22 protein-coding genes and 1 pseudogene are annotated in these 22,358 nt (G+C 40.3%); 15 read left to right on the top strand and 8 right to left on the bottom strand.

The features are described from left to right. Positions 1–414 precede the first annotated feature (414 nt). The 3 genes from ACG3M1_RS22340 (at position 415) to ACG3M1_RS22330 (ending at position 3,950) form a co-directional block, all read left to right on the top strand. Positions 415–1,248: a PRD domain-containing protein gene (locus ACG3M1_RS22340; protein ID WP_109770749.1), complete on the top strand. Its 834-nt coding sequence runs from the start codon at positions 415–417 to the stop codon at positions 1,246–1,248. Between the two features lie 94 nt (positions 1,249–1,342). Further along, complete coding sequence (locus ACG3M1_RS22335) at positions 1,343–3,223, top strand: glucose PTS transporter subunit IIA (RefSeq protein ID WP_395814630.1); 1,881 nt, start codon at positions 1,343–1,345, stop codon at positions 3,221–3,223. Positions 3,224–3,236: 13 nt separating this feature from the next. Further along, positions 3,237–3,950 (top strand): glucosamine-6-phosphate deaminase, encoded by a 714-nt coding sequence (locus ACG3M1_RS22330; RefSeq protein ID WP_242408276.1) that lies wholly within the window; start codon positions 3,237–3,239, stop codon positions 3,948–3,950. Positions 3,951–4,171: 221 nt separating this feature from the next. On the opposite strand, the gene ACG3M1_RS22325 is transcribed toward ACG3M1_RS22330, so the two are convergent. Both ACG3M1_RS22325 and ACG3M1_RS22320 read right to left on the bottom strand, forming a co-directional pair. Then, positions 4,172–5,101, bottom strand: coding sequence for a type I phosphomannose isomerase catalytic subunit (locus ACG3M1_RS22325; protein ID WP_242408277.1), 930 nt, complete (start codon positions 5,099–5,101; stop codon positions 4,172–4,174). Position 5,102: 1 nt separating this feature from the next. Next, positions 5,103–6,866, bottom strand: a complete 1,764-nt coding sequence (locus ACG3M1_RS22320; RefSeq protein WP_242408278.1) for a class I mannose-6-phosphate isomerase — start codon at positions 6,864–6,866, stop codon at positions 5,103–5,105. 186 nt (positions 6,867–7,052) lie between these two features. Between ACG3M1_RS22320 and ACG3M1_RS22315 the strand changes: the two genes are divergently transcribed. From ACG3M1_RS22315 to ACG3M1_RS22305, 3 genes are all read left to right on the top strand, one after another. Beyond that, positions 7,053–7,481: a PTS sugar transporter subunit IIA gene (locus ACG3M1_RS22315; RefSeq protein WP_002606510.1), complete on the top strand. Its 429-nt coding sequence runs from the start codon at positions 7,053–7,055 to the stop codon at positions 7,479–7,481. Continuing rightward, positions 7,468–8,079 carry a PHP domain-containing protein gene (locus tag ACG3M1_RS22310; RefSeq protein WP_242408279.1) on the top strand — a complete coding sequence of 204 codons (612 nt, stop codon included), beginning with the start codon at positions 7,468–7,470 and terminating at the stop codon, positions 8,077–8,079. The genes ACG3M1_RS22315 and ACG3M1_RS22310 overlap by 14 nt, the downstream gene beginning before the upstream one ends. A 78-nt stretch (positions 8,080–8,157) precedes the next feature. Further along, entirely contained in the window at positions 8,158–8,376 is a 219-nt protein-coding gene (locus ACG3M1_RS22305; protein WP_242408280.1) for a hypothetical protein, read from the top strand. A gap of 187 nt (positions 8,377–8,563) precedes the next feature. Here the strand turns inward: ACG3M1_RS22305 and ACG3M1_RS22300 are convergent, their stop codons facing one another. Beyond that, positions 8,564–9,316 carry a glucose-6-phosphate isomerase family protein gene (locus tag ACG3M1_RS22300; RefSeq protein WP_242408281.1) on the bottom strand — a complete coding sequence of 251 codons (753 nt, stop codon included), beginning with the start codon at positions 9,314–9,316 and terminating at the stop codon, positions 8,564–8,566. 337 nt (positions 9,317–9,653) lie between these two features. Between ACG3M1_RS22300 and ACG3M1_RS22295 the strand changes: the two genes are divergently transcribed. From ACG3M1_RS22295 to ACG3M1_RS22285, 3 genes are read left to right on the top strand one after another with little or no spacing between them, the layout of a single operon-like run. Further along, positions 9,654–10,133 (top strand): PTS system mannose/fructose/N-acetylgalactosamine-transporter subunit IIB, encoded by a 480-nt coding sequence (locus ACG3M1_RS22295; RefSeq protein ID WP_002606507.1) that lies wholly within the window; start codon positions 9,654–9,656, stop codon positions 10,131–10,133. A 24-nt stretch (positions 10,134–10,157) separates the two neighbouring features. Further along, a complete protein-coding gene (locus ACG3M1_RS22290) occupies positions 10,158–10,952 on the top strand; it encodes a PTS mannose/fructose/sorbose/N-acetylgalactosamine transporter subunit IIC (RefSeq protein ID WP_242408282.1) in 795 nt (264 codons plus the stop codon). Next, positions 10,952–11,755 (top strand): PTS system mannose/fructose/sorbose family transporter subunit IID, encoded by an 804-nt coding sequence (locus ACG3M1_RS22285; RefSeq protein WP_002606505.1) that lies wholly within the window; start codon positions 10,952–10,954, stop codon positions 11,753–11,755. Before ACG3M1_RS22290 ends, ACG3M1_RS22285 begins: the two co-directional genes overlap by 1 nt. A gap of 346 nt (positions 11,756–12,101) precedes the next feature. Here ACG3M1_RS22285 and msrB read toward each other — a convergent pair. Next, positions 12,102–13,207: pseudogene (gene msrB, locus ACG3M1_RS22280) on the bottom strand (peptide-methionine (R)-S-oxide reductase MsrB). Between the two features lie 205 nt (positions 13,208–13,412). Between msrB and ACG3M1_RS22275 the strand changes: the two are divergent. Continuing rightward, positions 13,413–13,841 carry a GNAT family N-acetyltransferase gene (locus ACG3M1_RS22275; protein ID WP_008816215.1) on the top strand — a complete coding sequence of 143 codons (429 nt, stop codon included), beginning with the start codon at positions 13,413–13,415 and terminating at the stop codon, positions 13,839–13,841. A gap of 325 nt (positions 13,842–14,166) precedes the next feature. On the opposite strand, the gene ACG3M1_RS22270 is transcribed toward ACG3M1_RS22275, so the two are convergent. From ACG3M1_RS22270 to ACG3M1_RS22255, 4 genes are all read right to left on the bottom strand, one after another. Next, a complete protein-coding gene (locus ACG3M1_RS22270) occupies positions 14,167–15,432 on the bottom strand; it encodes a replication-associated recombination protein A (protein ID WP_008816216.1) in 1,266 nt (421 codons plus the stop codon). A 71-nt stretch (positions 15,433–15,503) separates the two neighbouring features. Beyond that, positions 15,504–16,067 carry a manganese efflux pump MntP family protein gene (locus ACG3M1_RS22265; RefSeq protein ID WP_008816217.1) on the bottom strand — a complete coding sequence of 188 codons (564 nt, stop codon included), beginning with the start codon at positions 16,065–16,067 and terminating at the stop codon, positions 15,504–15,506. A gap of 183 nt (positions 16,068–16,250) precedes the next feature. Then, complete coding sequence (locus ACG3M1_RS22260; RefSeq protein ID WP_395814627.1) at positions 16,251–17,111, bottom strand: hypothetical protein; 861 nt, start codon at positions 17,109–17,111, stop codon at positions 16,251–16,253. Between the two features lie 57 nt (positions 17,112–17,168). Then, complete coding sequence (locus ACG3M1_RS22255) at positions 17,169–17,930, bottom strand: DUF6612 family protein (protein WP_002606498.1); 762 nt, start codon at positions 17,928–17,930, stop codon at positions 17,169–17,171. 195 nt (positions 17,931–18,125) lie between these two features. On the opposite strand from ACG3M1_RS22255, the gene ispF reads away from it, so the two are divergent. The 5 genes from ispF (at position 18,126) to ACG3M1_RS22230 (ending at position 22,358) form a co-directional block, all read left to right on the top strand. Beyond that, on the top strand, positions 18,126–18,614 hold the full coding sequence (gene ispF, locus ACG3M1_RS22250) for a 2-C-methyl-D-erythritol 2,4-cyclodiphosphate synthase (RefSeq protein WP_008816219.1): 489 nt from the start codon (positions 18,126–18,128) through the stop codon (positions 18,612–18,614). 116 nt (positions 18,615–18,730) lie between these two features. Continuing rightward, the gene (locus tag ACG3M1_RS22245; RefSeq protein WP_002606496.1) at positions 18,731–19,138 is read left to right on the top strand and encodes a Fur family transcriptional regulator; all 408 of its coding nucleotides are present in this window, start codon (positions 18,731–18,733) and stop codon (positions 19,136–19,138) included. 36 nt (positions 19,139–19,174) lie between these two features. Then, positions 19,175–19,714, top strand: coding sequence for a rubrerythrin (rbr, locus tag ACG3M1_RS22240; RefSeq protein WP_002606495.1), 540 nt, complete (start codon positions 19,175–19,177; stop codon positions 19,712–19,714). A 384-nt stretch (positions 19,715–20,098) separates the two neighbouring features. Then, on the top strand, positions 20,099–20,830 hold the full coding sequence (deoC, locus tag ACG3M1_RS22235; protein ID WP_002606494.1) for a deoxyribose-phosphate aldolase: 732 nt from the start codon (positions 20,099–20,101) through the stop codon (positions 20,828–20,830). A gap of 697 nt (positions 20,831–21,527) precedes the next feature. Further along, entirely contained in the window at positions 21,528–22,358 is an 831-nt protein-coding gene (locus ACG3M1_RS22230; protein WP_242408283.1) for a PTS mannose/fructose/sorbose/N-acetylgalactosamine transporter subunit IIC, read from the top strand.

The following is a 22,358-nucleotide window of genomic DNA, read 5'->3' as shown; positions in this document are numbered from 1 at the left end:
TGATAACTGCGATGAATTGCAGTGATAAAAAATTATAATAAAAAAACGCGCATAGGAAATATGAAGCGGATACAGACTGTATAAAATTATTTTATATTATATATGATTTCTAGTTGCTGCTGTATGAAATGGTATGTTTCCAGCTATGGTTATCAAAGTGATTTCTATGAATAAACTTTCTTACAGGTGATTGCGAAAACCGTAATTTATAAATATAAGCGGTTTCATTTTTCTGATGAAAGTGGTTGACAAGAGAAATTGCGTCTGTTAGAATGTAAATGAATTAAATAGTAACCAGGATTTGTTACGGAATATGCCGGCATGACCTAAGTGATTTTTAGTATAAATCATTTGGGTCTTTTTTATTCCATTTATTTAATTCCTATGTGATCACATAAAAAAAGAGGTGTCATTATGAAGGTTATCAATCGTATAAACAACAATGTCGTACTCATCAAGGATGGAACACAAAAGATGATCGTAACCGGAAAAGGTCTGGGATTTCAGGTATATCCCGGAAATGATGTGAATGAACAGCTGATTGAACAACGTTTTATATTACAGGAGCATACGGATGATGTCTATTATATAAAATTGTTAAAAAGTCTTCCAATGGAAACACTGAATGTCTGTGAGGAAATCATTGTTAAGGCAAATGAAATGCTGGGTAAACCAGTTTCCGGAAACCTGATGTTTGCACTTGCGGATCATCTAAAATTTACAATGGAACGCATGCAGAAGCATATGCTGATAGATCATCCTCTCGCAAACGAAATCAAGCAGTTTTATCCTAAAGAAATGGAAGTTGGCTACTACGCACTGCGTCTGATTAAGGAACGTTTGCATGTAGACCTTCCACAGGGAGAAGCCGTATTTCTGACAATGCATGTCGTAAATGCATTAGGTGGACTGAGCGAAGCATATGATGTTTCACAGCTGACAGATGTTATGGCAGAAATTGTTTCCTATATAGAAACATATTTTGATTGTACGATTGATCAGAACAGTACATCGTTCTCTCGTTTCATAACACATTTAAGATATTATCTGATCCGTCAGCTGAATTTTGAAATAGAGGAATCCATCAATGATGAACTGCTGGAGATTGTACAGGAAAAATATCCAAAGGCATATGCCTGTGCACAAAGTATTGCAGACAAAATGGATGTACTTTATCAAAATACATCAGCAGATAGTGAAAAATTATATCTTACCTTACATATTAACCGTTTACTGAAAATGCAATAGGAGATAGTGAAAGAGAAAATCCAGTTTGTAGTATGAAGCAACCTTCGTGTAATATTTGTGTCCGCACGCAAAGTGCGGGGGAATGGAGTCATTTATGAAAAATCAGGATTTAGCAAAAGCAATCCTGGATCATATAGGGAAAGAGGAAAATATTAAAAATCTGACCCATTGTGTTACCAGATTGCGATTCACCTTAAAAGATAGAAAAAAAGCAGATGTCAAGTATATTGAGCAGTTGGAGGGAGTATTAGGGGTACAGGAACAAAACGGGCAGTTTCAGGTTATTGTAGGCAGTAAGGTGACAAAGGTCTATCAGGCACTTACCGCATTAACGGCTTTCAATGATGAAGAAAAGGAGACAGGGCCAAAGGAGAAGAAATCCTTCCTATCAAATCTGTTGGAGACAATATCCTCCATTTTAATTCCAAGTCTGCCTCCGATTATCGGTGGAGGTATGATCAAAGGCTTTCTCTTTATGTTCTGGGAGTTTGGATGGATTGAATGGGGAAGCAATCTCTTTAATCTATTGAATATCGTATCGGATGGTATGTTTTATTTCTATCCGTTTCTATTAGCCGTATCTGCCGCAAAGCGGTTTAAGACAAACCCATATATGGCGTTGGCGGTTGCCGGCAGTATGATGCATCCGACTATGTATGAGGGCATCAATGCAGGCTTGGAAAGCTTTCAGGTTTTCGGCTTTATCAGTGTGCCATATTTAGATTATAATGCCTCTGTCATACCGATCATTTTATCCGTTTGGATATTAAGCTATGTATACCGCTTTTTTGAGAAGCATATCCCGGATATTATCAGTGTTATCTTTACACCGATGCTGTCACTGGTTATCATCATACCTGTCTCTCTGGTTATGATTTGTCCACTTGGATTTTATATCGGTGAGTACCTTGCCGAGGGAGTACAGGCACTAATCAGCTTCTCACCGATTATCGCCGGATTTGTGATTGGCTTCTTGCGTCCGCTGACCGTTCTTACAGGAACGCATCATGCAGTACGTGCAATCGTATCTCAGCAGCTTGCTACCTATGGATTCACAACAATTGGAGCTATGAATTATATGAGTACTATGGCACAGGCTGCTGCGCCGTTAGCTATCTATCTGATATTGCGTAAGCGGAATGAAAAAATGAAGAATATATCTCTATCCGCAGCAATTTCAGGATTTCTGGGAGTTACAGAGCCAGGTTTATATGGCATCATTGTAAAATATAAAGTTGCTATGATAGCAACGATGATTGGTGGAGGAATTGGTGCTGCTATCTGTGCGGCATTCAATGGTGCGGAGTATGCCATGGTCATGTCCTCTCTGATTACCATCCCTGCAACATTTGGAGAAGGCTTTATGGGAATTGCCATTGGTCTGCCTGCTTCCATTGCTGTAACAATGGCCATTATCTTTCTATTGAAAAATAAGCTGATCGAAGAGGATGGAAGCGTAAATATCAAGGAAGTACAGGCAATCGTAAAACCTACAATAACAGCATCAATGGATGATAAGGTCATATCCGTGTACAGTCCGGTAAATGGCAGCTTTACAGATGTGAAGGAGCTGCCGGATGATACCTTTGCACAGGAGAAAATGGGAAAAACCATTGCCTTCCATTCAGAGGAGGATGTTATATATGCTCCGGTGGATGGTGAGGTAACCGCCCTGTTCCCTACACTGCATGCAATCGGTATCCGAAGCAGTGAGGGTGTGGATATCCTTCTTCATATCGGAATTGATACGGTGAATTTAAACGGTGCCTTTTTCACTGCTGAAGTACAGCTGGGAGAAACGGTTACTAAGGGAACTGCCTTAATACGATTTGATCAGGCGAAAATAAAAGAAAAAAACTACAATAGTGATGTTATTATGATCATCACGAACGCCAACCAGTATCTCGACCTGTTTGTGAAAGATAAAGAGCATGCAGTATCTGCTGGTCAGGAAATTATGAATATTATATGTTAAGGAGAATATAAAAATGAAAGTTATAATCGGTAAAGACGTTGAAGAGATGAGTCAGGTAGCCGCAGGCTATGTGATGAGTTATATGTATCAGGATAGGGAACGAGTAAATCTTTCGATAACAGGTGGGACGACACCGCAGCGTATGTATGAAATTTTGGTACCTATGGTAAAAGATAAAAAACAGTTTCAGCATGTGCATTTCTATAACTTTGATGAAATACCCTATCGAAAAGAGGACCGTGAGGGTGTTACGATATCCGGTCTGCGGGATGCATTTTTTACACCTGCACACATAAAAGAAGAACAGATTCATAAGCTCGATCAGTTTAATTATCAGACACAGGACGAGCGCATTGAAAAAGACGGTGGGCTTGATATGGTGATTTTGGGAGTAGGGGCAGACGGTCACTTTTGCGGTAATCTGCCACAGACGACAAAATTTGGTGATCTGACAACCCGTGTGGAAAATGATCAGCGTTTAAAAGCACGCATCTTGCCGGAGTTTCATAATGTTGAGGAAGATGTTCCTGAGTATTATATTACAATGGGTCCACGCAGTATTATGCGTGCCAGACATATCGTCATGATTGCCAGCGGAGTAAAAAAAGCAGGCATTATCAAAACACTGCTGGAACAGGTGGTTGATCAGGATGTGCCAGCCTCCATTCTGACATTGCATCCTCATTTCACTCTGATTGTGGACGAAGAAGCGGCATCTCTGCTGTAAAGAATAAGATAAAAACCCTGTAAGTTATGGATATGTCCTCTATAACTTCAGGGTTTTATTTTGTAAGGTAAGTTCCAAAAGACTTTGCCCATTATATACATGCACTATTGATAGGAAAACTGCAAATACAGCTTAGTATTAAGCGGATAATTCGGATAAGGCTTTTACTGTTTGCAGATGCTATAGAGTTGCGTTTCGCTATTGTTATGTCATACATAGGGTTATGTGGCTATGCAGGAAGTCTTTGCTTCTTTAAAGCTCGCTGCCATGATTGTCATATCACCACATAGATGAAGTTTTGTATCACAAATTTGAAGAAGTGTATCCCATTTGTTTATATGCTCGTCGTTGATCGTGCCGTTTCCTTCAATTACCGTTAGGAGGTGGAAATCCTTATGGTGTATTGTGGTATCTCCATGCAGCTCTATTTTCTTTAACGTAAAGATGCCGGGATCATTTTGGTATACTGTCTGTATACAATCTCTGCTTTGTATCAATTGTATCGGTGTGCGCTGTTTCAATACTTGCGGATAGTATATATACTTTGCAGCCTGTTCTATATGCAGGGGTCGTTTATGTCCTGATTCATCTGTTCGTTCATAATCATAAAGCCGATATGTGATATCAGATTGACATGTGAGTTCGTATATCAGAGATCCCTTACCTACCGCATGTACGGTTCCCGGCTGTAAATAGAAATAGTCATTGCTGGCACAGGGAAGATAGCGAACTCCATTAAGAAGCTTGTGATGAGCAACCGCATCCAGAAAATCCTGTTTCTTTTGCCAGTTGTGCCCCAGACATAACCGGGAGCCATCACTGTGAATGACATACCAGGCTTCCGGCTGAGCGTCTGTTGCGGATGTTTTATCAGGATGTACCTGAATAGATAAATCCTCATTTGCTGCCATTATATTTATACGCAGGGGAAATTGTTTACATGACAGATGAAAATATTCAGGATGATTCTTATAAAAATCAGATAAGGTATACGCTTCCTCATATATCTCGCAATCACATGAGGAATTCGCACTGGCACAGCTGATTTCACCTATGGATCTGGGATTTGTGAGATGGAATTGGTCTCCCAGTGTATCACTTCCCCATATCCGGTAATGACCAATCGGCTTAATACGATATAGTCGTTTCATATTATAAACGGACAAATGTTTTCATGATAGCGACTTCTTTTCCTTCACTTTCTCCGTATGGTGTAATCGTATAAGACCTTATGGTTGCAGGGATACATACGCTTTCTGCAAAATGAATGACGAATGGCGCAAATTGTCCTTCCGGACTTTCAATGAGAGCTTCCTTACCGCTGATTAAATTCAGAGCATTGGTTTCTCCATCTGTGCAATGCGTTGTTTTTCCAGTCATCCAGATTCTTCTGCATTCCAGAAATTGAAGTTCACACAATCCCGTACGTTCTTCTTTATGAACATTGTCTTCTTCTATCAATACCGGATCAAAAGCACATTTTTCTTTAATCCAGCTAGTATGCTTATCCCATTGAATGTTCTTCATACCATGATCAATATGAACAGGTCTTGGAAGTCCGTCTAAACCAATTCTACCCCAATCCCATAATTTGAAAGTGAAAATACAAGGTGAAGAGGAAATTTCTAAGACCATTGTATTAGCTCCGGAACAATGTACTGTACCTGCCGGTATGCTGAAGTGATCATGTTTTTTAGCTGGCAGCTTATTTGCATACTTTTCAGCAGGAAAATCAATTTTTCCTTCAGATGCCAGTCTGAGATCACGTTCCATCTCTTCACGGTTAGCCTCATCAGTCAAACCGAGATATATGTAAGTTTCTTCATCACTTGCGCAGTCTAGATAGTAATAGCTTTCGTCCTGTGTAAAAGGCATCGCAAAATTTTGTACCATATATTGCTGGTTTGGATGTACCTGCAGGGATAAGTTTCCACCTTCCATCGTATCTAGGAAATCATAACGAATCGGATACTCTGCACCAAATCTGGCAAAGCCTTTTTCGCCGATCAATTGCTTTGGAAAACGCTGCATCAAAGTATAGCCTGGAATATTTACTGAAATATCTTTAAATGTGATGTTTACCTCATTTTCCTGGAACAGAAGATTATAACTCCATGCATAATTGATTCTGTCTTTATCCTCTACATCACAAACCTCCTTCATCCACTGACCGCCCCAGAGTCCTTCATCGAAGAACGGTACTGTTCGAAACGGCTGCTGTAAAAGCTGTGTTAGACCATCCTCAAATGCCTCTCTGTCAATCATGCGCGGATCATTGTGCTTTACAGTATCCAGATAGAAGTCAAATTTATCATATAGGCTTTGCTTATGTACATTACCTATTCTCCAGTCAATGAAATATCCCCTTTTGAACTTTCGTATCATGTCTTCATCTGCATTATCTGTATGGAAGTTCGGCAGATGCTCATGACGGTAGCGCATCTGAATTTCCCAGATTGTCATATCCGCAAGAACAAGAATATCACTCTTTGTGATGTAGTCTGCAGCAGTACCAAGAATCAAAATATTACCAGTGGCTGTATCTGCTTCTTCACGGGCATTTGCCAGTCTTTGCGGATCTACTAAATCCATCCACTTTCCGTAATAAGCAATTCCATATACACGGTCATCGGTAATGTTACGCTTTAAAAGCTCATAGATCTTATCATTATCATAAAAAATCGTATCACTGCGAATAATTTTATCAAAAGTCAGATATTTACATAAACCTTCCAGCAGTTCCTCCTGATCTACGCCAATGTAGCAGTCGATACAAACGATGTTGCGTTCTTTGGTCATTTTGGTTTTGATCCATTTGCATATGTCCTCATAACCTCGTACGGCTTGATTGTCATGTCCCAGTATGACAGTGGTGGGGTGCTTTTCGTAATTAGATGCTGATGTTAAATACTTCATATGGTATCCTATCCTTTCCGATCCAATATTGCTTATATCATGGGATCTTTACGATTGCATTATAGCATTGAAAAAATAAATTGTCTATACAAAAATATATATGTATACATTATTCATTATATGTATAAACAAATTATTGACTACAGGAAAAAATCAAGGTATGATGTAGAAAAGGAGGAAATTATAATGATAGGAATACTTTTGATTTCACATGGACCTCTGGCTCAGGGACTGAAAGAAACGTATTGTTTTTTCAATGATGAAAGTGATCTTCTGGATGTTTTATGTTTACAGGAGAAGGATGATCCGGCAGATTTTCATGAAAAATTATCCTTAAAATGTGATGAACTGGACCAAGGTGACGGTATTTTGATATTTTGTGACATACCGGGGGGATCTCCCGCAAATCAGGCTCAGATACTACAGGCGCAGAGAAAACATGATCTTCATATTATTTCCGGCTGTAATCTCATCATGGTACTGGAAGCTTATATATCCAGAAATTTTATGGATCTGGATGCATTGTGTAAGCACTGTATCGCAAAGGGAAGAGAAAGCATTATGGAATTGCAGCTCTCAAATGTAGAGGAAGCTGATGAAGATGCGGAATTCTAATCGTGTAAGCAAGGATCTTCATATGCATTCTATCTGGAGTATCGATGGAGAGTATGAATGCTCTGCATTAATTGAACTTGCAAAGAAAGCAGGACTGCATACGGTTGCTCTTTGTGATCATAATTGTATGCAGGGAATTGATGAAATGTATCGGGAAGGAAAAAAACAGGGACTTGCTGTGTTACCTGCAATTGAATTTGATTCTCTGTTTCATGGATATGAAACACATATCATCGGTTTTCAGCTGCAATATCATGCCCCGGTATTCGAACATCTTCATGAAAAAATAAATGAACTGGAATTTGCGGCTTTCAAAAGCAAGGCACAGCGTCTTGAAGAGCTGTACCATGTTGATCTGCAGGTTGATACGCTTATGGAACTGTGCAGAAAGGAAAATCCTTTTCAGGTGATTTACGGAACGTTTTTAGCTCATGCGCAAAGAGAGCATCTGCAGCAGCTGCAGGACTATTATGAAGGTGGAAAGAGGGCGGGTAATGCAGTCGTCAATTTCTATTGGGATTTTTGTTCTTATGGTAAAGAGGCGTTTGTTCCTGTACCATATCCTCAGGCAGAGGATGTAATACAACTGATACATTAGTATAATGGGATCGCGGTCCTTGCCCATCCCGGTGTTGCTTTTTTCAAGAAGGATGCTTTACTGAATGAAATTTGTTCCATGGGGCTGGATGGCATCGAAGTATTTACAACCTATCACACCATGGATCAGCAGAACTATTTTAAGGAATATGCATTACAAAAGCATTTGCTGATCAGTGGCGGCAGTGATTTTCACGGCAGCTATAAACCGCATATCCGGATGGGAGAGTACGGAATGCGGAAAGAAGATGAACATTTGCTTGATCCGTTACTGGAGAAGCTGAAGTGTAAAATATAATAAGAACGAAAAAAGAGAAATCAGTGACAGGGCTCTTTCTCGATTGTGGGTAAACATAAAACAGGGAGATTCAACACGATTGGTTTTATCAATAGAAGTTGAAGTCTCCCTTTTTCATATACCCTAAAGTAAGAAAGAAACAGTGATAGAATTTCTCTTTTCTTTTACTGCAGGTGCCTGCATTATGTTATTTTAGAAAGCTGAATGCATCCGGATCTGCAATGAAATGTGCATATAAAGGGATTGGATCAACTGGATTTTCCCAAGGGACCTCTTCCGCATTCAATTGCGTAATTCTGATTTCATGTTCATGATACTGTTTATTCAATACGAATTCCGGCAAACCTGAGGAACCTTCCATAACATAGACTGGAGCACCTTTCATTTCTTTCAGATGTCCATATTCACTATTGGCATCTTCAATAATCAGATCACCAAATATAAACGGATCTTTTCCCGTATTGATGGATAAATGGTAATAACCGCTAGGAATGATCAGATAATCCCCAGGCTTCACATTTAACATAATCACCTGAATACTGTTTTCTTCATAGGCAAATAATTCAAAAAATCCTGTACCCTGAAGAACCTCATATGCTTCAATGTGCCTTGTTTTCTTAATCGGATGTACGCCATGAATATGACCGTGAGCTTTCATCATTTCCTTATGAATCGTCTGTGGCATTAGAATGGTATATTCATAACGGATATGCTGACTCTTAAAGATCTCTTTGTGGGCGCTGCGATAGATACCGTTATACATGTAATACAGAGGATAATCATCCTCATAATCTTCAGAATTACGGAATAATTCACGCATATCCTTCATTCTGCGGATTGCGATTTCCTCAATCACAGTATCCGGCGGTACCTGCAATTCTCTTGTTTCGTCGTTAAATACAGATGGGATGGTAGATGCTTTTCCAAAATCATAGTCCATAATATGACCTCCAATCATTTCTGATTTCATTATTATCATGCTCGGATTCTATTGTCAACCTGAGTATTTTTATTACTTTTATATGTACAAAGCAGAGAATTGTATGCTTTTTCTTTATAGATTTACGAAAAAACCTAGTTTTATAATCTTTTCTTTTCTTTACTTTCCAGGACAATAAAGAAGAATGTCTAAAAATCAGCAAAATAAAAAATTTTAAAATTGATAGTACCTTTTTTTATAGCATAACAAATTTAATAAATTTTAATTTTTGTATAGACAATAAAATAATTGTATGTAATAATTTGATTAAGGTTAGTACAAAAAGGAGGCTGGACATATGTCATTTGTTTTTACAAGAGTGGATGATCGGGCAATTCATGGACAAACAGTTACCATGTGGAGCAAGATTTTCCAGAACAACGGTATTCTGCTGGTGGATGATGAAATATCGAATGATCCAACAATGCGTCAGATTTACAAAAATGCTGCAGTGGGAATGAAAGTTTTTATTTATACCGTTGAGCAGGCATTGATCAAGGCGAAGCAGGCATCAGAGAGTGAACGAAATTATATTCTGATAGCCAGATCACCTATTGTGTTCGAGAAACTGGAGAAAGGCGGTGTAAATGTAGGTAATAAAATCACTCTCGGACCGGTATCACAGGAAGAAGGCAGAACCCTTCTTGCTCAGTTTACAGCATTAAATGATGAAGAAATACAGGCGTGCGAATATCTTTCTGAAAAGGGTAAAGAAATCGTATTCCAGAATATTCCTTCTACACAGGCAGTTGATTGGAAATCCGTACATCATAAATAAAAACATAGGAGAGGAGTGAGTCGTGTGAGTATATTACAGGCAGTACTGATTGCTCTGTTCAGCTATTTAGCAGCAGAGTGTGTACCAGTTCTTATGGGGGATTTTGGAGGATATTATGTTTTAAGTAAGCCGCTGGCATCCGGATTGATCGTTGGAATTATTCTTGGGGATGTTTCAACAGGTGTCACAGTGGGAGCAGCTGTTCAGACAGTATATCTTGCCACAATGTCTGTTGGTGGTTCCATTCAAACAGATATCGCTGTTGTTGCTTATCCTGCTGTAGCACTCGGAGTAGTATCTGGTGGAGATGCCAATGTTTCTATAGCACTTGCCACAACCTTAGGAATCGTTGGTATTCTAATCTGGAATGGTATGGAATTCAGCAATGTATTCTGGGGTAATATGGCTGTGAAAGCTGCAGAAAAAGGTGATTATAAGGGTGTTATTAAATATCATGTCTTTGGTGCCCAATTAACTACCTTCCTGCTTCGTTTTATTCCGGGATTTCTCGTTTTGTACTTTGGTGCAGACTATGTAATCAGTCTGACAAATGCTGCACCGGCTTGGACCATTCATGCACTGGAAATTGTAGGCGGCGTATTACCAGCTGTTGGTATCACGATGATTACCAGCTTGTTAATTAAGGATGGAACATACTGGGTATATTTCCTGACAGGCTTTATTCTCATAACCTACTTTGAACTGAGTATGGTAGCTGTTGCTGTAATTGCTGTAATTTTTGCAGTAATCGCATACAAGCTCCTTGGCAGAAGCACTCCTGCTGATCAGGAGGAAGACGATATGGAGGTTGAATTCTAATGGAACAGAAGAAATTAAAGAAATCAACATTGATGAAGAGTTATTTAAACTGGTCATTTTTCCATCTTACATCTCTTGGCTTTGAACGAATGGAGGCATTTGGTTTCCTGCATAGTATGCTGCCAATCATAAAGGAATTGTATGGAGACGATAAGGAAGAAGAGATAAAGGCATTAAAACGTCATAGTGTATTTTATAATGTTGAGCCCATTCTAGGCAGTGTGGTACCCGGTATTGTCGCAGCTCTTGAAGAAAATCGGGCGAACGGTGCAGAGATTGATGACGGTATGATCAATGGCGTGAAGGTTGGTCTTATGGGACCGCTGTCAGGAATTGGAGATAGCTTTTTCCAGGGATTGATGTGTCCGATTTTCTTGAGTATTGGTATCTCTCTTGCAGCTGATGGAAGTATCGTAGGTCCTCTGTTTTACATATTTACCATGTTTCCTCTGATTGTTGCTTTCTCTTATATTGTATATTTTAGAGGGTACAGATTAGGAATTGAATCCGTCAATATGTTTCTTGGTAAAAATGCAAAGCGTATTCAGGAGGCGTTCTCTATTCTGGGTCTGATCGTAACGGGTGCAATCGGTGCCAGCTTTGTGGCATTAAGCGTGAATATTACAATCGTAAAGGATGTTACAGTTCAGGGCTTTCTGGATGGTGTATTCCCATCTGTACTGCCTTTGCTTCTGCTCGTTGTGACATGGATTTTGATGGTAAAGAAACATGCGAAAGCAACACATCTGATTATTATCTATATTATACTTGCTTTCATTGGTGCATTTACAGGTATTATATAAATCACAGGTGCTGCTGAAGACTTGGTATTGGACAAAGCATCTATGATAAATACATGTAAGCTTTTCATTTTTATACGAGTAAAGGGAGCTTTTACTTCCATACTACTCCTTCCCTGAGTACCGAAAAGGGATAAGGAACAACACTGTAGAAAAGAAACAGCGAAAAAACGAACAGGTATGTGAACATACATTTAGAAAAAGAACATGAAGCAGGCTCTGATTCACTCTCGGATATTATAAAAAAGGTAATTCTAATAGTGACTGATAGCCTAGAATTACCTTATTCCGATTTTGAACGTAAGCATACTCTCCTGTTCTTTTTTGTATCGTGCGAAAAATGCATACCTCATTCAGCAGACTGCTGGTTTTCCTGCTGTATAAGCACCAGATAATCACCATATCCCTTTTCCTCCATCTCAAAGATGGGAATAAACTTCAATGCCGCACTGTTGATACAATAACGCATCCCACCGCAATGCTGCGGACCGTCATCAAACACATGTCCCAAATGCGCGTCGGAATGTGCACTGCGTACCTCTGTTCGACGCATACCTCCACTTATATCACTTTTTTCTTTTATCAGGTCTTTCTGAATCGGTCTGGTAAAGCTCGGCCATCCGCAACCAGAAACAAACTTATCCGTAGAAAGAAATAGCGGTTCTCCACTGACAATATCGACATAGATTCCTTTTTCAAAGGTGTCCCAGTAAGCATTTCGATAAGGTCGCTCTGTCGCGTTTTCCTGTGTTACTGCAAATTGCTCTGCACTCAGTCTCTGCTTTAGCTCCTGCTTCTCCGGCAACGGGAAACGGTGGGGCTCTGCCGCTTCCTTCCTTTCAAATTTCCAGGCGGGTATATGACAGTAACCATCCGGATGCTTATCCAGATAATCCTGATGACAGGTCTCTGCGGAATAGAAATTTTCAAGAGACTGATATTCAACAGCAAGCGGCTGATCATAGGATTTCTGAAGCTTGTCCAAAGACTGCTGTATAACATCGGCATCCTTTGGATTGGTATAATAAATACCGGTGCGATACTGAGAGCCGGTATCATTTCCCTGACGATTTACGGATACCGGGTCGATGATGGTGTAAAACTGATTCAAAAGCTCCTCCAGCGTAAGCACGTTTTTATCATACAGGACATGTACACACTCTGCAAAGCCCGTATCCTTTGTACAGACATCCTCATAGCTTGGATTATCACTCGTTCCGTTCGCATATCCGCACTCCGTAAAGCGGACGCCTTCAAGGGAGGATAAGAATTTCTGTACACCCCAGAAGCACCCGCCGGCCAGAAATATCTCTGCTTCTTCATCATGCTGTATATCTGCCTGAATATTTACCTTCTGAACCGGCTGTTCGCTTTTTCTTGTAAACAAATAAAACAGTAAGTAAACAAATAAAACAGTAAAAGTATCCCTGCGGCGGCGAATATTAAAAGTACCATGTCATATCATCTGCCTTTCTTTCATATAGTAGCTGTTGTCATCGTAAACTGCATGCGGCAGCTTCAACACTTACAGCATCCCCAGAGAACAAATATTTATACATGCGGTATAAAGGTGAGAAATGTGGCAAGAATTGTATTAGAAACTGTTACAATCACGGCAATTCTATGATAGACTAAAGCTGAAATGGAAAGGAGCATTGCTATGGAGTTTAGAAGAATCAAACCGGAAGATTATAAGGACATCCATGCACTGAATGAAAAGCTGGGGTATTCCTATGATGAGGATAAGGTGTATGAGCGTATCATTTCCATACTGGAAACGGGAAGTGACTTTATCACCGTTGCGGAGGATGAAGGCAGAGTTGTTGGTTATATTCACGGATCGCCTTATGAAACACTGTATTCAGATAAGCTGGTCAATATTGTGGCTCTGGTAGTCAGTGATGATTACGCGGACAATGAAGAGGTGCGTCAGATTTATGATGTATTTGAGGCCAGAGTACGTAAAAACGGATATTGCGGTCTTCGTATGACTGCGAATGTCAGAAGAAAAAATCTTTTCAAGCTGCTGAGTCAGCATGGATTCAAGAGTCACAGCGACCTGAAACACTATCTGAAATATTTTGACTAGTATTAGATTATTGAGGGAAAGAATGCGTACTGCGATATAACAGGGATTATATCGTTTTTTTATGCTGAAGTATATTTTGACAGCCTGCCCTCTACCTTTTAAATCATTGGCGGCTGCCTGCTTCTTGCTGATGGGATATCAAAAAAAGATGAATTTCACCCTTTTTCAAAATGACATATAAATCTGATGATCTCATTGCGGCAGCTGGCTAGCGTATTGCATATGGGAATGCAGGAGGATTGCTTTAAGTATTAGATGTTGCATTCTGCAGAAGAAAGTAAGAACTATGCAGAACAGCTTCGTGAGGATAACAATACTATTGCCATTATCGACTGTTTTGCTTTTTCAATGCTTTCAGATTGCTCGTACGTGGTACCTTGCGCAGCTTTTCCAGATTCTGCGCCAGTATTTTTTCGTAGGAGGATGTCAGCTCCGGTTCATAGAAATGCTTGTTTTTCAATCTGTCCGGCAGATACTGGATACGATTCCATAGATCACTACGTTCATAATCATATTTTTCATCATCATCCATATTGACCGGTGTAAATCGAAGATAATCCGGGACACTGTAGGAGGTATGGCGCAGTGTACTCATTGCTGCATCGATTGCATGCTCTGCACTCTTTGACTTTGGTGATAGAGTCAGATCTATCACGGCTACGGCCAGGATAATGCGGGCCTCCGGAAAGCCTACACGTTTTGCGGCATCAATTGCCGTTGCACACCGTGCCACTGCTGCAGGATTTCCCAGACCGATATCTTCATATGCGGTAACGAGCAGTCTACGCTCGATACTGTCCATATCATTCGCCTCGATCATGATACCCAGATAATACAGGGCAGCATCTACATCACTTCCCCGAATGGATTTCTGGAATCCGCTTAATACATCATAATAACCGTCTCCATCGCTGTCCATGCTCATATTCGGAAACTGGGAATATTGTGAAACAAGCTCCTGTGTGATGACACCGTCACTTGCAAGTGCACAGATTTCAAGAATGTTGAGTGAATATCGTATATCTCCATTGCTGTGACGCGCTATGATATGCAGTGCTTCCTCCTCAATCTGAACACTGTCATTGAGGCCGTCCTGATGATGAATGGCTTTCATCAGAGCCTGTTCGATATCCTCCTGCTGCGCCTGCTTGATTTCAAACAGATGACAGCGGGAACGGATGGCGGGATTGATGGCATGCAGCGGATTGCTGGTGGTTGCGCCGATCAGGGTGATATTACCGTTTTCCACATGTGGGAGCAGAAGGTCCTGCTTATCCTTGTTCAACCGATGCACCTCATCAATGATCACGATCAGTCCCTCGTAAAACTTTGCCTCCTGAAATATGGTTTCCAGATCCTTCTTATTTCCGGTTACTGCATTAAACATGCGAAACGGAAGCTCCAGCTCGTTTGCGAGCACCATAGCCAGTGTTGTTTTACCGGTACCGGGAGGTCCATAGAAAATCATGGAGAATAAGCGCTTTTCAAGAACACATCTGCGAAGAACTTTGCCTTCACCAATCAGGTGCTGCTGTCCGATGATATCATCCAGATGCTGCGGCCGCATCCGAAAAGCCAGTGGCTGCTTCATATACATTCCTCCATTCATGTACGTATAATTTTATCATAAAATCATAGAAAAGGGAGCATCAACAGGTATTTCTACCCAAACAGATGCTCCAGAAGAATCTTTGTACCAATCAGTATCAGAATGATACCTCCCAGAATGCCGGCATATTTCTCTAAAAGATCACCAAGGCGGTTTCCAAGATAGACGGCGATGAAGCTGAGCACAAAGGTTGTAACACCAATAACTGTAATCGCTGTCCAGATATGTACCTGTAGAAATGCAAAGCTGATACCGACAGCAAGTGCATCAATGCTGGTCGCTACAGCCAGAATCAGAATGGTTTTTAAAGTCAGAGATTTATCTTCACAGGCCTCTTCTTCTCCACGAAGGGACTCCCGTATCATGTTCCCTCCGATGATGGCCAGCAGACCAAATGCAATCCAGTGGTCGATGGAAGCGATGAACTCCTGAAAATAGCTTCCTGCCCACCAGCCGATCAATGGCATAACAGCCTGGAAAACACCAAAGAAAAAACCCAGCGTGAGTGCATAACGCAGAAGATCTTCTTTCTTCATTGTCATACCTCTTGCGATGCTGACCGCAAATGCATCCATACTCAGCCCGATACCGATCATAAAAATAGAAAATAAACTCATACCCTTATCCTCCTGAATGAAAAAGAGACTCATACGTGAAAAACACACGCATAAGTCTCGTTATTTAATACTTAAGCCAGATTCACTGTGAATCATTATGTTGACCTAACTACTCAAATGTGAGCTAACTACTCCCTTATAAGCCTGTACATCATATCAGAAATAAATGTAAAATGCAATATATCAAAGTGCATTTTCATTACTTAATTCATTTAGCAGGTCATTTGCTTCCGATTTCCTGCTATCTGCCTTTTTGTAGTCTTTAAAGGATGGAAAATCAATTTTATTTACTTGATTGATATCGTTCAGATTCACTACGAGGCTGATCGTCATATCAACTGCTTTCTTTTTTTCGTCCTCATCGTCCAGTTCATAGGACGCTGCGACCTTCATTTCTATACGCTCAAACTGATTCTGGTTATTCACTGTGAAAATATAGGAGCCTTCACGTATACCGGTGACTTTAATGCCATTCCCGAGTTTAAAGGTATCATCATCAATGGATTTATTAGCATAATCCTTTGCGGCACTCAGACCGTCTTTATTCATGACAGCCGTGATGACCTTTCTGCCATCCTTTTCCTCCATCGTCATTTCTTCAAAGCTCTTTTCAACATTATTTTTCGGATCACCGGTTTCCTTATCAAGCTTCAGCTTGTTCAGCAGCTGATCATCCAATTCATTGTATTCCTTTTCCATCTCCATGATGTTTGCATACACAACATCATCCTTCATATAAAATGATGCAAGATCATCGAGTCCGATTCCATTTACAGCGGCATCCATGTGCAAAGCCAGCTGCAGCTTCTTTTCCGCATTATACGTTCCGTCCATGGTAACCTTGGCATGCATATCCATATCATCTGCATCAACGAGCAGTTTCATATCATAGGCTGCGGATTTCATCTTTGTAATGTTTGTTGCTGCCTTCGCATACGCATCCAGTGCATCCTCATTTATTTTGTTCTTACTGCTGCATGCTGCAAGTGTGAAACCCATCAGTGCACAGGTCAGTATCGCCAGTATTTTTTTCAATTTTCTCATCTCCCTTTTCTATTTAGAAAAAGGCCGCGAAGCTAAGAGTTCAACGGCCGTTACATGTTATTCTATGCTGCCTTCCTTATAATCCTTGAAGTCCGGGAAATCAATGCTGGAAACCTTGTTGATATCCTTTACGGTCAGAGATATCGTACCATTCATTTCCTGCTTGGTCTCACCCTTGGTATTTGTCATCTCCATGGTAATGACAGCTTTCTCCATGAAGTCATTGTTCAATGTGACATCCATATCCAGCTTCTTGAATTCTACATTCGCATCCGTAACATTGTTTTTCTCTGTTTCTTTCTTTGTTTCCTCGTTCAGCTTTTCAACATCGAAGGAAAGCTTCAGGTCGTTTCCCTTTACAGATGCTTCCTTCAGGAATTTCTTCATGTCTTCCTTGTTCATTTTAAAGGTATCCGCATCAAAATTTACATTTGGAATACTTGCAGTACCCATTGCATCCTTCAGACTTGTTTTCTGTTTCATCATATCCATCATGTTCAGGTACATGGTATCGTCCTTAACAAACAGCTGCATGTATTTCTCCAGCTTCTGTCCACTTGCTTCCATATCCATGATCATGCTCAACTGCAGAGGCTTCTTTGTTTCTGAAATAAAACCACCATACAGCTTAATCTTTGCATTTTCCTTATCTACAGTCATATCCATATCTGCAGAGTAATTCGCATTTTTTACCTCGCTGAATTTCTTTACCGAGGATTCCAGCTTATCCAGTGCGTCGTCACTTACCTTGGAACCGGAGCAGGCAGCCATGGAAAACAGCATACCAAAACTTAATACCAGTGCGGCTAATTTTTTCATTTGTTTCTCTCCCTTACTATTTTTATTATAGTTTAATAATACCATAAGGTTCTTTCATTTTGTAGTATTTTTCTACAAATTACAAAAAAGTAAGAAATACAAACTAACTGTGTTTCCCTATGAAATAAACACGGATGAATTGCGTCTTCCGGAAATCTGCGATACACTATATAAATATAAGAAGGAGGTGTCTGTATGATACGAATCGGGCAATCTACAGATATACATCAGCTGGTAAAAGGAAGAAAGCTGATTCTGGGAGGTGTGGAAATTGAACATGAGATGGGACTGCTTGGGCATTCCGATGCGGATGCGCTGCTGCATGCAATAGCGGAGAGTATTCTGGGGGCGCTGGCGCTGGGGGATTTGGGAAAGCATTTCCCGGATACGGATGAAAGATATAAGGATATGAATTCTTTGTGGATGCTGAGGCAGGTATATAAGATTATGGAGGAAAAGGGATATGCAATCGGTAATCTGGATGCCATGATCATGATTGAACGACCCAAAATGGCTCCGCATATTCCGGCAATGAGAAAGCATGTCGCAGAGGCACTGTGCTGTGATATGGAACAGGTTAGCATCAAGGCAACACGCGGGGAAAAGCTGGGCTTCGTCGGTCGTGAGGAAGGTGTGCAGGCACAGTGTGTGGTACTGCTGCATAAAAAGGAAGGCATTGCATAACCGCTTTTCCTTCCAATGATAAAACTAAGAATTATTTTTAATTTTATTCTTAAAACTATTGACGGATTCACTTTTCGGGTATATAATAAGAACGGTTCTTAAGATTGGAGGTTGACATGATAAGAAAGTCTTCCAAGCAGCGTGATATGATACTAAACTATATGAAACAGATAGATGGTCATGTCACACCGGAGCAGGTCTTTCAGGAAATGAATGCCGGCGGCCAGAAAATCAGTCTGGCAACGATTTATCGAAATCTGAATATTCTCTGTGAGATGCATGAAGTCAAAAAGATTGCGCATCCTATAGATGGTTATCAGTACGATAAAACTTGTAAACCGCACTATCACCTGCACTGTATTAAGTGCGACCGCATCCTTGATTTGGATATTCCTTATCTTGAGTCATTCAACGAGGAAATGTCAAAACAGACTGGACTTCCAATCAAGACACACAATATGATGGCAGAGGGTATCTGCCAGGATTGCTTGAAAAAGCAGAATGGTATGGATCAGGAACACTGATCAGAAAATGTAAAGTTAAAAACGGAGGAAAAAAACATGGAATTAAAAGGATCTAAGACAGAACAGAACTTAATGGCAGCATTCGCCGGTGAATCTCAGGCACGTAACAAATACACATATTACGCACAGATGGCTCGTGAAGAAGGTATGGAGCAGATCGCTGATATCTTTGAAGAAACTGCACGCAATGAGCAGGAGCACGCAAAGCTGTGGTTCAAGGCTCTGCATGAGGATAAGGTTCCTACAACTGCAGTTAATCTGGAGGATGCAGCTGCTGGTGAAAACTATGAGTGGACTGACATGTACAAGGGATTTGCGGAAACTGCAAAAGAAGAAGGCTTTGCTAAAATCGCATTCCAGATGGAGCAGGTTGCTAAAATCGAAAAACACCACGAAGAACGTTACCTGAAGCTGCTGGAAAACGTGAAGAACGGTAAAGTATTTGAGAAAGATGAAGCTACTGTATGGGTATGTGATATCTGTGGATACCGTCACGAAGGAACTGCAGCACCAAAGGCATGTCCGGTATGTGGATACTCCGGAGCTCACTTTGCTGAAGAAGCTAAAAACTACTAAGAGAAAGTCATTAAGAAAACACGGCATAGATCCGTGTTTTTTTATGCGATATACAGCTTATTTCTAAGCCGTGATTTTATAGCACTATTGGTGTTGGGGCACTGCCTTCTTATGCATAGCGATAAACGCGACTCTTCAGGTTCAGCATCTTCCTTATGATTCTATCGCACCTGGAATCCTGCGTGTAGGCTTGTGATTATTGTATATAGAAAATATAATTGTTTGTTAATCTACCTGTTGATAAGAAATACTGGTTAAAATGAGCAAAAACATTCAAATTCATTTATAGTATATATAAAAATGAATGAAAATGCTTGATTTTGTTTCGCTGCAGCCTTATAATTAGATTGTAAGAAAGGGCACTATGGTGTAAAAGGTGACAAAATGAAACCAACAAAAAAAGCATGTGAAATGACGACAAAGGAGCTTGCACAGTATATTGATTATTCCGTATTAAAACCTGAATTTACAGAGGAGGATATCATTGCTCTTACAAAAGACGGCGTCGAGCTGGGCTGTGCTACAATCTGTATCAATCCAGGATATATGGATCTTTGTGAACCATATGTTAAGGGAAGCGAAACAATGCTGTGTCCGGTATGTGACTTCCCATTTGGGACGAGCTCAACAGAATCTAAAGTGAAGCAGATTGAAATCGTAGCAAAATACGATACTGTAAAAGAAGTGGATATCGTTGCTAATTTCGGTCTGATCCGTTCCGGTAAGTTTGATGAAGTCACGAAGGATCTGAAAGCATGTGCGGATGCTGCTCATAAATATGGCAGAGAAATCAAGGTGATTTTTGAAACAGATGCTCTCAACGAGGAACAGGTGCGTAAAGCATGCAAATGCTGTATCGATGCAGGGGCAGATTTTGTAAAAACCAGCACCGGATTCCTTACAGGCTTTGAATCACACGGAGCAACACCGGAAATCATTAAGGTTATGATGGAAGAGGTTGACGGTAAATGTAAGGTTAAGGGAAGCGGATGCATCCGTACCAGAGAACATTTCCTGCAGCTGATCGATATGGGAATCGATCGCATGGGTGTCGGATACAAGTCTGTACCGGTAGTTTTGGGTCTGGATAATAAGGTTTCCACAGATAATTACTAATATCGGATAAGAAGCGAAGAATATAGTAAAGAGGCAAATAGGGATGCCTCTTTTTTTACTGTGGAAATATTATCAGCAGTACGATACCGGAAAGCTGTGTGGTGACTCTCATACTTTTTGTACATAAAATGTTATATTAGCTGTACTGTGAATGTATGTATGGTTGTAAAGGCTGAAAGATGTCGTACTGCATACCTGAATATTATAAAAGAACATACAATTGTATCTATGCAATTGCTGATCGATATACGAATCCTTTAAAACAAAATGGCTGCTTTCAAGAAGAGCTGCTATGTGTTCGTATCGATGTAGAGAAATGAATGGTTTTCCTTTGAAAAACAGTAAACTAATCAGAATATGAGATAAACAAGAAACAAAAGCTTGCTAAATATGGAAAATACCAAATAAAATCACAGTTTCGAATATATTATTTTATAATAACAAACATTTTTCTGCTTTGAATAAGCAGAATTGTAACTGCAATGCTGTCAAACGCGCAAGAATGAGCAAATAATAAAAAGGCTGCATGTCATTTATAAGTAAATCGCTATTTATAGTTTTGTAAACGATTACACAAATAAATATAATATCCTTGTAATTACAGCAGGTCTGATTTTCCAAGGGGTAGGGGCCGTGAAATGTGAGAAAGGATGACTTGCTGTTGAGCTACTTTATGCAGAGAAAAGGAGATGAAGTTATGATTACTTGGGTACAGGCTGCACTGCTGGGTCTAATGAGCTGTACAGCAGCGTCCATCCCTGCCGCACTGGGTACGACGATTGGTAACTATACATTAAATCGTCCGTTGATTGCCTCATTATTTGTCGGGTTGACATTGGGTGATGTAGAGGGCTGTATCAAACTGGCTATTCCTATGCAGATTATCTATATCGCAGTTGTAACACCTGGAGGAACCGTTGCTGCCGATCTTCGTGCAGTATCGTATATCGGTATCCCGCTTGCCTATGCAACAGCGAAATCACAGGGGCTTGATCTTGGCGGTCCGGAAGCACTGGGACTTGCCGGATCCATTGGTGCACTGGTAGGTACGGTCGGCACGGTACAGTTTTATGAAACTGCTATGATGAATCTTGTCTGGCAGCATATCGGATGGGCAAGACTTGATAAAAAGGATTTTAATATCATAACAAAGGTCAATGTGATACTTCCGCTGATTTCGCATATTCTTGTATCCTTTATTCCGGTCATGCTGATTACCTATTATGGTGCTGGAGCTGTTACAGATTTTAAAACGGCGTTGCCAATGGATTCCTGGTATATGAAATCGCTGTTTACTATCGGCAGCTTACTGCCTGCGGTAGGGATTGCAATACTGCTGAAATCTGTCGTAAGCAAAGCAACCGATTTGATTTTCTTCCTGTTTGGCTTCACGGTTGCGGCATCCATGCATTTAACTCTGATTGCGGCAACTGCAGTCGGTGCTGTATTCGCACTGATCAATTATCAGATGACGATGATTCGTTTGAGAGGTGCAAAGACAAATACAAATGAAGAGGAGGATATCTGA

The organism is Clostridium sp. 10cd* (assembly GCF_044336395.1).
Lineage (GTDB): Bacteria > Bacillota_I > Bacilli_A > Erysipelotrichales > Erysipelotrichaceae > Clostridium_AQ > Clostridium_AQ innocuum.
The sequence above is the reverse complement of the archived record's forward strand: the minus strand, read 5'-3'. Positions and strand labels throughout refer to the sequence as shown.

Bases quoted from the DNA above. Each gene is read 5' to 3' on its own strand.
- ACG3M1_RS22340 (WP_109770749.1), top strand. From the start codon at position 415: ATGAAGGTTATCAATCGTATAAACAACAATGTCGTACTCATCAAGGAT.
- ACG3M1_RS22335 (WP_395814630.1), top strand. From the start codon at position 1,343: ATGAAAAATCAGGATTTAGCAAAAGCAATCCTGGATCATATAGGGAAA.
- ACG3M1_RS22330 (WP_242408276.1), top strand. From the start codon at position 3,237: ATGAAAGTTATAATCGGTAAAGACGTTGAAGAGATGAGTCAGGTAGCC.
- ACG3M1_RS22325 (WP_242408277.1), bottom strand. From the start codon at position 5,101: ATGAAACGACTATATCGTATTAAGCCGATTGGTCATTACCGGATATGG.
- ACG3M1_RS22320 (WP_242408278.1), bottom strand. From the start codon at position 6,866: ATGAAGTATTTAACATCAGCATCTAATTACGAAAAGCACCCCACCACT.
- ACG3M1_RS22315 (WP_002606510.1), top strand. From the start codon at position 7,053: ATGATAGGAATACTTTTGATTTCACATGGACCTCTGGCTCAGGGACTG.
- ACG3M1_RS22310 (WP_242408279.1), top strand. From the start codon at position 7,468: ATGCGGAATTCTAATCGTGTAAGCAAGGATCTTCATATGCATTCTATC.
- ACG3M1_RS22305 (WP_242408280.1), top strand. From the start codon at position 8,158: ATGGGGCTGGATGGCATCGAAGTATTTACAACCTATCACACCATGGAT.
- ACG3M1_RS22300 (WP_242408281.1), bottom strand. From the start codon at position 9,316: ATGGACTATGATTTTGGAAAAGCATCTACCATCCCATCTGTATTTAAC.
- ACG3M1_RS22295 (WP_002606507.1), top strand. From the start codon at position 9,654: ATGTCATTTGTTTTTACAAGAGTGGATGATCGGGCAATTCATGGACAA.
- ACG3M1_RS22285 (WP_002606505.1), top strand. From the start codon at position 10,952: ATGGAACAGAAGAAATTAAAGAAATCAACATTGATGAAGAGTTATTTA.
- ACG3M1_RS22275 (WP_008816215.1), top strand. From the start codon at position 13,413: ATGGAGTTTAGAAGAATCAAACCGGAAGATTATAAGGACATCCATGCA.
- ACG3M1_RS22270 (WP_008816216.1), bottom strand. From the start codon at position 15,432: ATGAAGCAGCCACTGGCTTTTCGGATGCGGCCGCAGCATCTGGATGAT.
- ACG3M1_RS22265 (WP_008816217.1), bottom strand. From the start codon at position 16,067: ATGAGTTTATTTTCTATTTTTATGATCGGTATCGGGCTGAGTATGGAT.
- ACG3M1_RS22260 (WP_395814627.1), bottom strand. From the start codon at position 17,111: ATGAGAAAATTGAAAAAAATACTGGCGATACTGACCTGTGCACTGATG.
- ACG3M1_RS22255 (WP_002606498.1), bottom strand. From the start codon at position 17,930: ATGAAAAAATTAGCCGCACTGGTATTAAGTTTTGGTATGCTGTTTTCC.
- ispF (WP_008816219.1), top strand. From the start codon at position 18,126: ATGATACGAATCGGGCAATCTACAGATATACATCAGCTGGTAAAAGGA.
- ACG3M1_RS22245 (WP_002606496.1), top strand. From the start codon at position 18,731: ATGATAAGAAAGTCTTCCAAGCAGCGTGATATGATACTAAACTATATG.
- rbr (WP_002606495.1), top strand. From the start codon at position 19,175: ATGGAATTAAAAGGATCTAAGACAGAACAGAACTTAATGGCAGCATTC.
- deoC (WP_002606494.1), top strand. From the start codon at position 20,099: ATGAAACCAACAAAAAAAGCATGTGAAATGACGACAAAGGAGCTTGCA.
- ACG3M1_RS22230 (WP_242408283.1), top strand. From the start codon at position 21,528: ATGATTACTTGGGTACAGGCTGCACTGCTGGGTCTAATGAGCTGTACA.